The 14,540-nt window shown below is 36.0% G+C and carries 13 protein-coding genes and 2 pseudogenes; 11 read left to right on the top strand and 4 right to left on the bottom strand.

Translation table 11 applies throughout. From position 1 onward, the window contains the following. Window positions 1–53 precede the first annotated feature (53 nt). The 7 genes and pseudogenes from BAQ44_RS05415 (at window position 54) to BAQ44_RS05445 (ending at window position 8,233) form a co-directional block, all read left to right on the top strand. A complete protein-coding gene (locus BAQ44_RS05415) occupies window positions 54–1,886 on the top strand; it encodes a bifunctional homocysteine S-methyltransferase/methylenetetrahydrofolate reductase (RefSeq protein WP_063260808.1) in 1,833 nt (610 codons plus the stop codon). After that, on the top strand, window positions 1,886–5,284 hold the full coding sequence (gene metH / locus BAQ44_RS05420) for a methionine synthase (protein WP_071721142.1): 3,399 nt from the start codon (window positions 1,886–1,888) through the stop codon (window positions 5,282–5,284). Before BAQ44_RS05415 ends, metH begins: the two co-directional genes overlap by 1 nt. An 18-nt stretch (window positions 5,285–5,302) precedes the next feature. Continuing rightward, window positions 5,303–5,539: pseudogene (locus BAQ44_RS05425) on the top strand (glycosyltransferase); the annotation flags it as partial. 475 nt (window positions 5,540–6,014) lie between these two features. Beyond that, window positions 6,015–6,839 (top strand): annotated as a pseudogene (locus BAQ44_RS05430) (undecaprenyldiphospho-muramoylpentapeptide beta-N-acetylglucosaminyltransferase); the annotation flags it as partial. A 96-nt stretch (window positions 6,840–6,935) separates the two neighbouring features. After that, entirely contained in the window at window positions 6,936–7,196 is a 261-nt protein-coding gene (locus BAQ44_RS05435) for a DUF3966 domain-containing protein (RefSeq protein WP_000817963.1), read from the top strand. Between the two features lie 94 nt (window positions 7,197–7,290). Then, window positions 7,291–7,665: a nucleoside 2-deoxyribosyltransferase gene (locus BAQ44_RS05440; protein WP_071721144.1), complete on the top strand. Its 375-nt coding sequence runs from the start codon at window positions 7,291–7,293 to the stop codon at window positions 7,663–7,665. Window positions 7,666–7,744: 79 nt separating this feature from the next. Then, window positions 7,745–8,233 carry a hypothetical protein gene (locus BAQ44_RS05445; protein WP_061677376.1) on the top strand — a complete coding sequence of 163 codons (489 nt, stop codon included), beginning with the start codon at window positions 7,745–7,747 and terminating at the stop codon, window positions 8,231–8,233. A 38-nt stretch (window positions 8,234–8,271) separates the two neighbouring features. Here the strand turns inward: BAQ44_RS05445 and BAQ44_RS05450 are convergent, their stop codons facing one another. Next, a complete protein-coding gene (locus BAQ44_RS05450) occupies window positions 8,272–8,583 on the bottom strand; it encodes a hypothetical protein (RefSeq protein WP_001093241.1) in 312 nt (103 codons plus the stop codon). A gap of 252 nt (window positions 8,584–8,835) precedes the next feature. Here BAQ44_RS05450 and BAQ44_RS05455 point away from each other — a divergent pair, with 252 nt between their 5' ends. Together BAQ44_RS05455 and BAQ44_RS05460 are read left to right on the top strand one after the other, a co-directional pair. Next, complete coding sequence (locus BAQ44_RS05455; protein ID WP_071721146.1) at window positions 8,836–9,051, top strand: DUF3912 family protein; 216 nt, start codon at window positions 8,836–8,838, stop codon at window positions 9,049–9,051. A gap of 87 nt (window positions 9,052–9,138) precedes the next feature. Beyond that, window positions 9,139–9,546 (top strand): hypothetical protein, encoded by a 408-nt coding sequence (locus BAQ44_RS05460; RefSeq protein ID WP_071721148.1) that lies wholly within the window; start codon window positions 9,139–9,141, stop codon window positions 9,544–9,546. Between the two features lie 155 nt (window positions 9,547–9,701). Here BAQ44_RS05460 and BAQ44_RS05465 read toward each other — a convergent pair whose 3' ends face one another. From BAQ44_RS05465 to BAQ44_RS05475, 3 genes are all read right to left on the bottom strand, one after another. Then, complete coding sequence (locus BAQ44_RS05465) at window positions 9,702–11,096, bottom strand: L-cystine transporter (RefSeq protein WP_001094339.1); 1,395 nt, start codon at window positions 11,094–11,096, stop codon at window positions 9,702–9,704. A 106-nt stretch (window positions 11,097–11,202) separates the two neighbouring features. Further along, window positions 11,203–11,445: a DUF2626 domain-containing protein gene (locus BAQ44_RS05470; protein WP_000440714.1), complete on the bottom strand. Its 243-nt coding sequence runs from the start codon at window positions 11,443–11,445 to the stop codon at window positions 11,203–11,205. Window positions 11,446–11,571: 126 nt separating this feature from the next. Then, entirely contained in the window at window positions 11,572–12,267 is a 696-nt protein-coding gene (locus tag BAQ44_RS05475) for a helix-turn-helix transcriptional regulator (RefSeq protein WP_061677379.1), read from the bottom strand. A 205-nt stretch (window positions 12,268–12,472) separates the two neighbouring features. On the opposite strand from BAQ44_RS05475, the gene comGA reads away from it, so the two are divergent. After that, window positions 12,473–13,516, top strand: coding sequence for a competence protein ComGA (comGA, locus tag BAQ44_RS05480; RefSeq protein ID WP_061677380.1), 1,044 nt, complete (start codon window positions 12,473–12,475; stop codon window positions 13,514–13,516). Further along, window positions 13,509–14,540 carry a competence type IV pilus assembly protein ComGB gene (comGB, locus tag BAQ44_RS05485; protein ID WP_084669472.1) on the top strand — a complete coding sequence of 344 codons (1,032 nt, stop codon included), beginning with the start codon at window positions 13,509–13,511 and terminating at the stop codon, window positions 14,538–14,540. Before comGA ends, comGB begins: the two co-directional genes overlap by 8 nt.

Consider the following 14,540-nt stretch of genomic DNA (forward strand, 5'->3'; position numbering starts at 1 on the left):
CCCTCTTCAAAGTGAAGAGGGGGTTTTTATATTGATAGAAATGAGGGAGATTTGTGAAATTACTAGATTTATTATCAAAAGGAATTGTAATAGGTGATGGCGCGGTTGGGACATTATTACATTCACATGGCTTGCAAAGTAGTTTTGAAGAATTGAATATATCTGATCCAGATTTAATTATATCGATTCATAAGCAATATGTAGCTGCTGGGGCTGATGTAATTCAAACAAATACGTACGGAGCAAATGAAGCGAAATTACGTATGTATGGTTTAGAAAATCAAGTTACTGAAATTAATAGAGCGGCAGTAAAATTGGCGAAAGCATCTGTGACAGATCGAAATGCAATTTTAGGAACGATTGGCGGTATGAAACATATCGGAGCTGTTACAACGACTGATATGGAAAGAGAATTTATGCTACTTGAGCAGGCAAGTGCATTACTAGAAGAACAGGTTGATGGACTGCTATTAGAGACTTTCTATGATGAGTTTGAATTACTTCATGCTGTTCAGGTGTTACGAAAGCAAACGAACATTCCAATTGTAGCTCAATTAGCGTTACATGAGGCAGGTACGACTCAAAATGGAAATGATGTAAATGAAATATTAAAACAGCTTTTAGATTACGGTGCAAATGTTGTTGGATTGAACTGCCAACTAGGACCACTTCATATGACGGAAGCTTTTAAAATGATATCGATTCCGCAAAATGGATATTTGTCAGCATATCCGAATGCAGGTCTCCCAAATTATGTGGAGGGACGTTACGTATATGAGGGAAGTCCAGCTTATTTCGAAGCGATGACGCCGAAGTTTATTGAGCAAGGTATTCGGTTATTAGGTGGTTGTTGTGGCACGACTCCAGAGCATATTGAAAGTATGAAACGTGCAATTGCAAATGTTACGCCTGTAATAGAAAAGGATACGATTCAAAGACCGAAAGTAGTTCATACACACGAGAAACGTTCGAAAGCTCATGTCACATTAGCAGAGAAAGCAAAAAAACAAACGACAGTAGTAGTGGAATTAGATCCACCGAAAACGTTAGATACGCAGCGGTTTTTTGAAGGCGCAAGAGCATTGAAAAGAGCTGGAGCAGATGCTATTACTCTAGCAGATAATTCATTAGCATCGCCTCGCGTCTCGAATATGGCAATGGGAGCATTATTAACGAAGCACGATATTCCGGTATTGACTCACTTAACGTGTAGAGACCATAACGTCATCGGACTACAATCTCATTTATTAGGCTTATCAGCGTTAGGCATGGAAGAAGTGCTAGCTTTAACTGGAGATCCGGCACGTGTTGGTGATTTTCCAGGTGCCACTTCTGTATATGATTTGTCCTCTATTGAGCTCATTAAAATGATCAAAGAAATGAACGATGGGCGCTCCATTTTAGGGAAATCAATAGGTCCAGCAACAAGATTTTCAGTGGGAGGTGCGTTTAATCCGCATGTAAGACATTTAAAGGCAGCGGTTAAGCGAATGGAACGGAAAATAGATGCTGGAGCGGAATATTTCTTAACGCAGCCGATTTACGATATCGCGTTAATTAAAGAAGTATATGAAGCGACAAAGCATTTGGAACAACCTATTTTTATTGGGATTATGCCACTAATAAGTAAACGGAATGCAGATTTTCTTCATTTTGAGGTGCCAGGCATTACACTACCTGAAGAAATAAGGGAGAGAATGGATGGACATGAAACGAAAGAGGCAGCAATTGAGGAAGGAATTCGCATTTCACAAGAATTAATCGATGCGGCGATGAAATATTTTAACGGCATTTATCTTATTACACCATTTCTAAAATATGAAATTACAGAACATCTTGTTAAATATGTGAGAGAAAAGCAAGAAGTGAAAGAAGGTATTAACTGATGAAATGTATAGAAGAAAAATTACAAAATAACATCTTAATATTAGATGGGGCAATGGGAACAATGATTCAGCAAGAGGACTTAACTGCGGAAGATTTCGGAGGAGAAGAGTACGAAGGTTGTAATGAATATTTAGTAGAAACAAGGCCTGATGTCATTTTAAAGATTCATAAAGCTTATATTGAAGCTGGAGCGGATATTATTGAAACAAATACATTTGGGGCGACAAATATTGTATTAAGTGATTATGAGTTGTCGCATTTAGATGAGGAACTAAATGAGAAGGCTGCGCGTTTAGCGAAGCAAGCGGTCAACGAAAGTGGGAAGGAAGTATATGTTGCGGGAGCAATGGGACCGACAACGAAAGCGATTAGTGTTACTGGTGGTGTGACGTTTGAAGAATTAATTGAAGCCTATACAAGGCAGGCAAGAGGATTATTAAATGGCGACGTAGATGTATTACTCGTTGAGACGAGTCAAGATATGCGTAATGTGAAGGCTGCTTATATTGGAATTCAAGCTGCTTTTGACGAACTAAATAAAATTGTGCCTATCATGATTTCAGGAACGATTGAACCGATGGGAACGACTCTGGCGGGGCAAACAATTGAGGCTTTTTACTTATCGGTAGAACATATGAAGCCATTGTCTGTTGGATTAAACTGTGCGACTGGTCCAGAGTTTATGAGAGATCATATTCGTTCCCTATCTGATTTGTCGGAGTGTTACATTTCTTGTTATCCAAATGCAGGTCTTCCTGATGAAGATGGACATTATCATGAATCTCCATCTTCTCTCGCTGAAAAAGTGAAGCGATTTGCTGAAGAAGGATGGGTTAATATTATCGGTGGTTGTTGTGGCACAACACCAGAACATGTAAAAGCAATGAAATCTGCGTTAGCGTCTCTTAAGCCGCGTGAACAGCAAGAGAGAGCTGGACATGGGGTTAGTGGATTAGAGGCACTTCAATATGATGATTCTATGAGACCGTTATTTGTTGGTGAAAGAACAAACGTTATTGGATCACGTAAATTTAAACGATTAGTAGCAGAAGGGAAATTTGAAGAGGCTGCTGAAGTCGCAAGAGCGCAAGTGAAGAAAAATGCTCATATTATTGATATTTGTATGGCAGATCCTGATCGCGATGAAATAGAAGATATGGAAAACTTCTTGGCAGAAGTTACGAAAGTGTTAAAAGTACCGATTATGATTGACTCAACAGATGAAAATGTGATGGAGCGAGCTCTTACTTATATTCAAGGAAAAGCTGTTATTAATTCAATTAATTTAGAAGATGGAGAAGAACGATTTAAAAAGGTGACGCCACTCCTTCGGAAATATGGTGCTGCTATTGTTGTAGGAACAATTGATGAAGATGGTATGGCGGTTAGTGCAGAACGAAAACTCGAAATTGCGAAAAGAAGTTATGAGTTATTGACGACGAAATATGGTATACGCCCGTCAGATATTATTTTTGATGCACTAGTATTTCCTGTAGGTACAGGTGATGAAGAATATATTGGCTCGGCGGCAGCGACGATAGAAGGGATTCGTCTTATTAAAGAAGCGTTACCAGAGTGTTTAACGATCTTAGGTGTAAGTAACATATCATTTGGTTTACCACCAGCTGGACGCGAAGTATTAAATTCCGTCTTTTTATATCATGCAACGAAAGCAGGATTAGATTATGCGATTGTGAATACGGAAAAATTAGAGCGGTATGCGTCAATTCCTGAGGAAGAAAAACGTCTTGCAGATGCATTGCTTTTTGAAACGACGCAAGCGACGTTGGAAGAATTCACAAACTTCTATCGCGTGGCAAAAAAGAAAGATGTCGTTATCCAAGAAACATTAACTCTTGATGAAAGGCTAGCAAACTACATTGTAGAAGGTACGAAGCAAGGGTTACAAGAAGATTTAAGTCTTGCACTTACAGAAGGAAGAAAGCCTTTGGATATTATTAATGGTCCACTTATGACAGGAATGGATGAGGTGGGACGATTATTTAATAATAATGAGCTTATCGTTGCTGAAGTATTGCAAAGTGCTGAAAGTATGAAAGCTGCCGTAAGCTATTTAGAGCCACATATGGAATCTAGCGATAGTGCGAAAAAAGGGAAAGTATTATTAGCAACTGTTAAAGGTGACGTACATGATATTGGGAAAAACCTCGTTGAAATTATTTTATCGAATAACGGATATGAGATTATTAATTTAGGAATCAATGTTCGCTCAGATCGAATTGTACAAGAAGTACAAGAAAAGAAGCCTGACATTATTGGTCTTTCTGGTTTATTAGTAAAATCAGCGCAACAAATGGTAACGACTGCTGAAGATTTAAAAGCAGCAAATATTGATGTTCCAATCGTTGTAGGCGGGGCAGCGCTAACGAGAAAGTTTACAGATAACCGAATTTCACCATCATATAAAGGACTTGTATGTTATGCGAGTGATGCGATGACTGGTCTTGATATTATTAATAAACTTCAAAAGGAAGAAGAGCGCGAGAAGATGAAACAAGATAAAAAAGAGCGTCATCTTCATATCGTAGAAAAAGAGGAGAAGAAAGTAGAGATTCCAGCAGTAATTGAGCCATTAGCGAAGGCAGAGGTTATAGTGCCTGATTCAACAAAGCGAATTGTATTACGTGATATTCCAGCCCTTCATCTCGCTCCATTTTTAAATAGACAGATGTTACTTGGACATCACCTTGGATTAAAAGGAAATGTGAAGAAGCTTCTGCGAGAGGGAGATAAAAGAGCACACGAATTAAATGATTTAATAGACGAATTATTGCAGGAAGGACAATCTTGGTTAAAACCGAAAGCAGTGTATCAATTTTTCCCAGCGCAAAGCGACGGACAAAATATTGTAATATATGATCCAGAAGATCATACGCGTGTTATAGAGCGTTTCACATTCCCTAGACAAGGCAAAGCACCATATCGTACTTTAGGCGATTATTTACGCCCAGTTGGAGATAAGATGGACTATGTTGCTTTCCTATCTGTTACGGTTGGGGAAGGTGTTCGGGACATTGCTGAAGAGTGGAAGGCGAAGGGTGATTATTTACGCAGCCATGCCATTCAATCGTTAGCACTTGAACTAGCAGAAGGACTTGCTGAAAAAACACATATGCTCATTCGTGATCGCTGGGGTATTCCAGATTCACCAGAACTGACGATGGAAGAACGTTTCCGTACGAAATATAGAGGGATACGCGTGTCCTTCGGTTATCCAGCATGTCCAGAACTTGCGGATCAAGAAAAGTTATTTCGCCTTATTCATCCAGAAGAAATAGGTATTTCATTAACGGAAGGATTTATGATGGAGCCAGAAGCATCTGTGACGGCTATGGTATTTTCTCACCCTGAGGCAAGATATTTTAGTGTATTATAGTGTAGAAGGGGGAGACGTATGAAGAAAATAGTCTTTACAGGTGGCGGTTCGGCAGGGCATGTAACACCTAATTTAGCCATCATTCCACATTTACAAGAACAGAATTGGGATATTTCTTATATCGGTTCTCATCAAGGAATTGAGAAAACGATTATAGAAAAGGAAGGCATTCCGTACTATAGTATTGCAAGCGGAAAGCTACGTCGTTATTTTGATTTAAAAAATATAAAAGATCCATTTCTTGTAATGAAGGGTAACTAACTGTTACGATTTATTTAACCAATTATAACGAAAGTTAATTAAATATATCAGTAAGCCCTGCTAGTCAAGTGATTGGCTAGTAGTGAGGGTTAACTGCGGGCAATCCCTAAAGCTGATTGAACTACAACGTGGCTAGAAATGGCGAGCGTGAATGTCGCGAAAGCAGAAAAAATCAATCAGATCGTGCAAGGTTAAATCCTAAACACTAGAACAATGGGTCTTCCGCCTCGAATCATCTAAGTCAAAATGGATAAGATGAACGTTCAACGACTATCTCGTATAACTGACGAGAGTACATCACAAGCCTATGGTGGTGGAAAAATCCTCTATCTCTAAAGAGATAAACATATAGTCTGCGCTCATGTGAAAACATGAGAAGTTCATAAGAGAACTGGCTAAGGAATTGCGCCCTTAGTTGAACGAGATAAACTTGATTGAATTGTATAGATTTAGTTAAGTTTATCGTATCGGTGTTATGGATGCGTATGTAAGGATCCGAAAACTAAAACCGGATGTGATTTTTTCAAAAGGTGGTTTCGTATCTGTACCAGTCGTAATTGGAGGATGGCTAAATAGAGTCCCTGTTTTATTACATGAATCTGATATGACGCCAGGACTAGCAAATAAAATTGCGCTCCGTTTTGCTTCGAAAATATTTGTTACATTTGAAGAAGCTGCAAAACATTTACCGAAAGAAAAAGTAATTTATACAGGATCTCCTGTACGTGAAGAAGTGCTAAAGGGAAATCGTGAAAAAGGTTTAGCATTTTTAGGTTTTTCACGTAAAAAGCCAGTTATTACAATCATGGGAGGAAGTTTGGGCGCAAAGAAAATTAATGAAACGGTTCGAGAGGCGTTACCAGAACTTCTGAAAAAATATCAAATTGTTCATCTTTGCGGAAAAGGTAATCTTGATGAAAGTTTACAAAATAAAGAAGGATATAGGCAATTTGAATATATACATGGAGAGCTGCCAGATATATTAGCGATAACAGACTTTGTTATTTCACGTGCGGGCTCTAATGCCATTTTTGAGTTTTTAACATTGCAAAAGCCGATGGTTTTAATTCCGCTATCGAAATTTGCAAGTCGTGGAGATCAAATACTAAATGCAGAGTCTTTTGAAAGACAAGGATATGCTTCTGTATTGTATGAAGAAGATGTGACTGTAAAATCTCTTATAAAGCATGTCGAAGAATTAAATCAAAATAATGAGATGTATAAAACAGCATTGAAAAAATATAATGGAAAAGAAGCAATTCAAACAATCATTCAACATATTTCAGAGGCATGATGAAACAATCATGCCTCTTTTAATAGGATGAAAGATTCCAAGAAACAGTGTTTTTATGTTACAATAACAAATGGATTAGTAGGGAAATTCCAATTAATGAAGCGTGAAAATACGAATGGATTAGGAGTGACTGTGTTGGAGCTAAGTCTCTATGAAAATACTGCACTTATTATATGCTTTGTGTTGTACGTTGGTAGTGTTATTGTTTATATTTCAAGGAAATTTTCGCAAGAAAGAGAACTTGAAAAATCAGAAATAACAGCTGAACTAGAAATGTTAGCTGATGAAAGTTATAAAAAGAAAAAAATAAAAGAAGAGCATGAAGAATCCCATCATTTAAACGCAAATAAGTTTTAAAGATGGGGATTTTTTTTTGAAGTCGTTCTTTATTATGTGTATAGCAAGTAACGCTAAAAGGAGTTTCCCATACATAATGAAGGAGTGTATATAAATGAATTTTTATGTCGCCTCAGGATTCCAAAATAAACATCTTGTACGTTCTATAGTAAATGAACTGAAACATGCAGGATGGCACCATACATATGATTGGACAAGAAACGAAAGAGCAGTGAATCAAGATCAATTAAGAGAAATTGGTCAGGCAGAAAAGAATGCTATAAAAGAAGCGGATGTCTTTTTACTTATATTAGATGGCGGAAACGGGAGTCATACAGAGTTTGGAATGGCGATTGCGCTAGAGAAAAAGATATATGTATACCATGAAAGAAACCCGCTTCAAACAACGTTCTATCATTTGCCAGAAATAAATATTTTTGAAGGAGATGCAACTGAATTTGCATCTTATGTTATGGATCACGTGAAATAATAATAACTGTCTAAAAGGTTATAAAAGTGATCTTTTGGGTACAGTGATGATAAGAAACGTATATAAAGGAGTATATAATATGAAATTAGAAAATGGATGGGAAACGAGCTTTTTAGAAGTCGTACAAAATAGTGAATTTAAGAAAGATGCACTGCTTAGTCAATTGCTTTGTGAGGATAGTGAAGAAGTTGAGGAGCTTGTTGATGATTATGGTTATGAAGAAATTATTGACCGTGAACATGATGAGGAATTAGCTGATATTTTAGGAGAAGAACTTTTTAGTGAGATGGAACGATGCGTATTCTTATCTTCACAGCCAGAAGAAAAACTTATTTCATTCGTAAATGGATTAGGTTTTCACGTGTTAGATTGGATCGTTCTTCTTGAAACAGAATTTGGAATTGATAGTGCAAACTTTACGTCGGACGCCGTGAAAATGTTAGAAAAGCGTTTTAGACAGTTTCCATACATAGAAGATAAAACAATTTTTGATATGACATTTGGAGAAGCAATGGATGTATTACAATCCATTACAGGATTACAACTGAAGGAAAAGATGAACGTATAATGTAAAAAAAAGAACGTGAGGCTATCACGTTCTTTTTTTTACATTATAATAATTTTGTCATCTAGTTTTGTCTGTCCGCTAAGAAGTGCGTTTAAATATTCCACTTTTCTTATACAGGCCTGTATATGTCTTTCAACCTCTTGCAACTCTGCTTGGTGATGTGTTTCAATCGGATGAATTTGTACGTTGAATTTTTCAAATTGACTACTATATGTTATTTCTGCATAGCCGCTCATAATATCCATTTCGTTATGAAATAAAAATTGCTTCGTTTTGTCACAGAATGATACATTCTGAAAGCCATATACTTTTAATGCTTCAATTACTTTTTTTATCATTTTTGTATTCATTTTTTAACCCTCTTTACGAAGTTCTACTTCTATAGTATAACATAAAAAATTACATAGAAAGCGCTTCCAAGTGTATTTTATTATAAACTTTACGTTTCAACCACAAAAATGAAACAAAGAAAAAATAATTGTAAAGAAGGAAGGACTCTTTTATTGTTTCGTCATATATATAGAGAAATAGTGCAATGAAAGGAAATTTTCCGAGGTGGAGATCGTATTTCCAATTTGAGCGCAGTAAAAGAGGTGAAAATCTTGAACTTTGATATTGTAGGACAAAAAGCATATATAAAAGATGGACCGCATCGGAACCGAATTGGAATTGTAAAGAAAGACGAGACAAAATTAGAATCGCAGTTTGCTATTGTAATTGGAGAACAAATCATTGATGTAGACCTAAAGGATATCGTGTTAGTTGGAGTAGACGTAGGACAATTTCATAAATGGTGCGAACAAAATGGTTATTTGTGAAAAGGACGGGCTGTGAGATAATGAAATATATTTGAGAGAAGAGAATATGTTATTATATTCTCTTTTTCTATGTGTAAGGAGAGGGAAATGAAGTATAAAGAACGAGATTTTACATTGGAGTTAAAAGAGAAGATTCAATGCATGGAGAAGGAAATAGAGAGAATATCATTTAAACTTTTTAAAGATTATTCACATTTGTACATAGAGAAAAACATGGAATTATTTATAGAACTCATCAGAGATGAAGAATATCCTTTTGAAACAGGATATTCTTCATCCGTTTCGATAGCTGTATTAGATGAAGAAGGGAAGATGATTGAATTTTATACAGTTCCTATCTGGGAATGTTGTAATTATTTTTTAGGAGTACCGCTTCAAATAAGGCTTTGGGGAAGTAAGTTAAGTGGTGAACTTGTTGATGAATCTTATTGTGAGATAGAAGAGGAGTTAAAGGAGCGCTTGGAAGAGTTTTTACAGTTTGCAGATGAGGAATAATAGTTAGTCTTTAGTTTAAAACTAATAGTTATTAAAAAATGAAAAACGGTATATTTTCGTTATATCGATACGTGATGCCTTATGTATAAAAGACAAAGAGAAAGATGAAAAGAACTAAAAAAGGCCGCTAACAGTTTTTGTTAGCGGCCTTTTCATTATGAAGCAATTTCACCAGTTTTTGTATCATCTTGATTGTACGTATCTTGATCTAATTCACCAAGCCATTTACTAGAAATAAGACCTGCTGTCATAGAACCACTTACGTTAAGAGCTGTACGACCCATATCGATTAATGGTTCAACTGAGATAACAAGAGCGACAATACCGATTGGTAAGTTCATTGTAGATAGTACGATTAACGCTGCGAACGTTGCGCCGCCACCAACACCGGCAACACCGAATGAGCTAATAGCAACGACAGCGATTAAAGTTAAAATAAATTGTGGTTGTAATGGATCGATTCCTACCGTTGGAGCGACCATCATTGCAAGCATTGCTGGATAAATACCTGCGCAACCGTTTTGCCCGATAGATACTCCAAATGATGCTGCGAAGTTGGCAATCCCTTCGGAAATACCAAGCTTTTCTTTTTGCGCTTCAATATTTAATGGCATTGCACCAGCACTAGAGCGAGATGTGAATGCAAATGTTAATACAGGGAATACCTTCTTTAAATATTGAATTGGATTTAAACCAGATAGAGCAATTAATAATAAGTGGATAACGAACATTACGATAAGTGCTACGTAAGACGCTAACACGAAGTTACCAAGTTTTAAAATAGCATTAATATCGCTACCAGCAACTGTTTTTGCCATAAGAGCTAATACGCCGTATGGAGTAAGACGTAAAATTAATGTTACCATACGCATTACGATTGCATATACAGCATCAAGCATTTTCTTAAATAGTTCTGCTTGTTCTGGATATTTTCGTTTTACACCTATAAAGGCGATACCGATAAAGGCTGCAAATATTACAACAGAAATTGTTGATGTTGGACGAGCTCCTGTTAAATCAAGAAACGGATTTGTAGGCAATAGTTCTAATAATTTATCTGGAATTGTTGTTTTTTCAATAGAAGTAAATCTTTCTTCAACTAGCTTCAGACGAGCAGATTCTGCATCACCTTGTTGTAGGCCTGTTGCTGATACATCAAATCCTGCACTTGCAGCGATACCGACAGCTGCAGCGATTCCTGTAGTAAGAATTAAAATTCCGATAATAAGACCACTAATTTTACCAAGGTTTTTCGTTAACTGTAATTTTGTAAAGGCTGAAATAATAGATACTAAAATAAGTGGCATAACGATCATTTGAAGTAATTTCACATAACCGTTACCGATTAAGCCAAACCAAGTATTTGATTCAATAATTACTTTAGAAGTTGGCTCATAAATAAATTGTAATATAAGACCGAATATAATTCCGACTCCTAAAGCAGTAAATACACGTTTATTAAAAGATACATGCTTACGTTGCATATAATATAATACGCCAACTAAGATGAGCATGACTGCAACGTTAATTCCGACAAGCAGTGTATTCATGTTGATTCCCCCTAATTCCAATCTGTTATATAGAATATAAGGTAATAAAACCTATAAGTCAACTAGGAAATTGCGGAATTAAAAAAAAGATGGCAAAATGCCATCTTTAATGTCCAGCTCCAGGGACAAGTAAGAACGTCGTGTAGTATGTAAATCCTATGAAGAAAACAGTTAAATATGCCCCAAATACGTATATATACATACGCTCTGTTAAATTTAAATAGCTTAAAAGTACGAAGAATCCTGTTTGTCCTAAAAATAGTAGTGCGGTCGAATGCATATCCCCTACGTAAAACATAACCGAGAAAATTCCAGTCCAAAAGCCGAGAACGCGAAACATGCGCTCCATGCCATCTCCCTCCTTTTCTAAAAAAAGTAAACCTCACTTCATTATAGTTTATTTTTCTTACTATTGTAAATATTCGTTCATATAAAAAGAAGCCAATTATAATTGGCTTCTTTTTATATGAGAAAATTAAATTGTTAGTTTATAATTACAAGATTTACATCCATCTAGTAGACTGTCATTTCGTGTTAATTCCGTGTTAGGGAATAGGATTTCAAAAATTCCTTTCATCATATCTCCGTGCATATTACAAATCTCAGTTGGATGATGAACAGCAACTTCTTTAAATGGACAATTGTGTACATCATAGAAAATTTTCGTTCCATCTGCACTTAATTCAAATGCAGGTGATAAGCCAGCTGTTGAGAAAGCTTCTTTTGCAATTTGAACTTTTTGCTCGACTGTTAAAGCATCTTCATTCACATTTAAACGCAGCATATGTTGTTGCATTAATTCGGCTCCGAACTGTTTTCCAGTTTCGTATAGCGCTTTTTCACCAGCAGCGCCAAGACTAAGTAAAGAATTAAATGCGATTCTTGCTAACAATTGATAATCACGGAATGGAAATTGTAATTGAATCACATCTTCAGATAATACATATAATCTGCTTGGTCGTCCGCCTTTTCCAGTTTTCTTCGTTTCAGATTTCAGCATATGAACATCTTCTAATTTAGATAAATGTAAACGCGCTACGTTTGGATGAATGTCAAACTCATCTGCAATTTCTTGTACAGTTACGTAACTATGTTTTTGAGAAATATATTTATAAATGTAATAACGAGTTGGGTCAGATAATACACCTGTAATTTTTAAAGCTTGTTCCATGAGGATCTCCACCTTTATCACTTTATCCAAGATAATAACATTATAATACAGATAAACTTTCATATAGGTAATTTCATACAATAATTCGGAAATTGTTCATAATTTCACAAACATATTTTTCCTTTTCCCTCTGGTGAAAATACAAAAATGCTGATTTTTCTTATAAATTTTTTCATGCTATATACATAGTGGGGAGGGAAAAATGATGAATGGAATTGAAAGCTTTGCGAATACGATTTTGAAAGAAGCGTGCAGGGTACAAGCTTCGGATTTACATATTGTACCCCGGAAGAAGGATGTAGCGGTTCAACTGCGTATAGGAAAAGATTTAATGACGAGATATTGTATCGAAAAGGAATTTGGAGAAAAACTTGTTTCACACTTTAAATTTTTAGCATCCATGGATATAGGGGAGAGGCGGAAGCCACAAAATGGTTCACTGTATTTACAAATGGATGGGCAAGAAGTATATTTACGCCTTTCCACGCTACCAACTGTATATCAAGAAAGTCTCGTTATTCGTCTTCATTTACAAGCATCTATTCAGCCGTTATCTCATCTTTCGTTATTTCCAAGTACAGCGAAGAAACTACTCTCTTTTTTACACTATTCACATGGGTTACTCGTATTTACTGGACCAACTGGTTCTGGAAAGACAACAACAATGTATGCATTGTTAGAGGTAATTAGAAAAAAGAAAACACGTCGCATCGTTACACTGGAGGACCCAGTTGAAAAAAGAAATGACGATGTATTACAAATTCAAATAAATGAAAAAGCAGGTATCACATATGAGGCAGGATTAAAGGCTATTTTACGTCATGATCCGGATATTATTTTAGTCGGTGAAATTCGTGATGAAGAAACAGCGAAAATTGCTATAAGAGCAAGTTTGACTGGACATTTAGTAATGACGACACTGCATACGAATGATGCGAAAGGGGCGATACTCAGGTTCATGGATTTTGGTATAACGAGGCAAGAAATTGAACAATCTTTATTGGCTATAGCTGCACAACGACTTGTCGAATTGAAGTGTCCGTTTTGTAAAAGAAAGTGCTCAACTTTATGTAAATCAATGAGGCAAGTAAGACAAGCGAGTATTTATGAGTTGTTATATGGATATGAGTTAAAACAAGCGATTAAAGAAGCAAACGGGGAATGTGTCACATACAAGCACGAAACATTAGAATCTTCAATACGAAAAGGATACGCTTTAGGATTTTTAGAAGAGGATGTGTATGTTTAAGAAAATATGGAGTTTAAGTGATCAAGTAGTATTGCTGAAACGATTAGGAGAACTATTAGAAAAAGGATACTCCCTTTTACAGGCATTAGAATTTTTACGGTTTCAATTACCTTTAGAAAAAAAAGTACAATTACAGTGTATGATTGATGGATTAAAAGATGGAAAAAGTCTACACGATTCTTTTCATCAATTAAAGTTTCATCAGGAGATGTTAAGTTATTTATTTTATGCCGAGCAACATGGTGATATTTCTTTTGCATTGCAACAAGGGAGCGCACTTCTTTATAAAAAGGATAAGTATAGGAAAGATATGATGAAAATCATGCAGTATCCTATGTTTTTGGCGTTCTTTTTAATAATCATGATGTGGATTTTTAATCGCATTTTATTGCCGCAGGTTGACATGGTATATAGTTCATTTGGTTCTACAGCATCGTTATTTACAGAACAAATATTAAGTGTAATTAAGCTACTACCCTATCTTATTTTTAGCATTATTTTTATCGTTATGATTGGCTGTAGCGTATATATATTTTACTTTCGGAAACTCCCGCATATTCAGCAGGTGAAAATTAAACTTCGTATCCCCCTCGTAAAAACATTTCTTATTTTAAAGCATTCACATTATTTCGCCACTCAATTAAGCGGTTTATTACACGGCGGACTATCAGTACTGGAGGCCCTAACAATAATGATGGAGCAAAAATATCATCCGTTCTTTCAGTATGAAGCGAGCCGAATTGAACGCCAATTAATTGCGGGAGAACCGTTGCAATCTATTATTGCTAGAAGCGGATATTATGAGGAAGAACTTTCTTATATTATTACGCATGGACAAGCAAACGGTAATTTGGCCATTGAATTAGGTGACTATAGCGATCTTATTATGGAAAAGATGGAGCAAAAAGTTAAACGTATGTTAGTGATCATTCAACCAATTTTATTTACGTGTATTGGAGGAATAGTCGTTCTTATGTATTTAGCGATGATTATGCCAATGTTTCAAATGATGAATTCTATTTAG

Origin of the sequence: Bacillus mobilis, from assembly GCF_001884045.1 — a bacterium.
GTDB lineage: Bacteria > Bacillota > Bacilli > Bacillales > Bacillaceae_G > Bacillus_A > Bacillus_A mobilis.

What these genes read in the sequence shown, in the direction of transcription:
- metH (WP_071721142.1), top strand. Translation starts at nt 1,886, where the DNA reads ATGAAATGTATAGAAGAAAAATTACAAAATAACATCTTAATATTAGAT.
- BAQ44_RS05435 (WP_000817963.1), top strand. Translation starts at nt 6,936, where the DNA reads ATGAAGCGTGAAAATACGAATGGATTAGGAGTGACTGTGTTGGAGCTA.
- BAQ44_RS05440 (WP_071721144.1), top strand. Translation starts at nt 7,291, where the DNA reads ATGAATTTTTATGTCGCCTCAGGATTCCAAAATAAACATCTTGTACGT.
- BAQ44_RS05445 (WP_061677376.1), top strand. Translation starts at nt 7,745, where the DNA reads ATGAAATTAGAAAATGGATGGGAAACGAGCTTTTTAGAAGTCGTACAA.
- BAQ44_RS05450 (WP_001093241.1), bottom strand. Translation starts at nt 8,583, where the DNA reads ATGAATACAAAAATGATAAAAAAAGTAATTGAAGCATTAAAAGTATAT.
- BAQ44_RS05460 (WP_071721148.1), top strand. Translation starts at nt 9,139, where the DNA reads ATGAAGTATAAAGAACGAGATTTTACATTGGAGTTAAAAGAGAAGATT.
- BAQ44_RS05465 (WP_001094339.1), bottom strand. Translation starts at nt 11,096, where the DNA reads ATGAATACACTGCTTGTCGGAATTAACGTTGCAGTCATGCTCATCTTA.
- BAQ44_RS05470 (WP_000440714.1), bottom strand. Translation starts at nt 11,445, where the DNA reads ATGGAGCGCATGTTTCGCGTTCTCGGCTTTTGGACTGGAATTTTCTCG.
- BAQ44_RS05475 (WP_061677379.1), bottom strand. Translation starts at nt 12,267, where the DNA reads ATGGAACAAGCTTTAAAAATTACAGGTGTATTATCTGACCCAACTCGT.
- comGA (WP_061677380.1), top strand. Translation starts at nt 12,473, where the DNA reads ATGAATGGAATTGAAAGCTTTGCGAATACGATTTTGAAAGAAGCGTGC.
- comGB (WP_084669472.1), top strand. Translation starts at nt 13,509, where the DNA reads ATGTTTAAGAAAATATGGAGTTTAAGTGATCAAGTAGTATTGCTGAAA.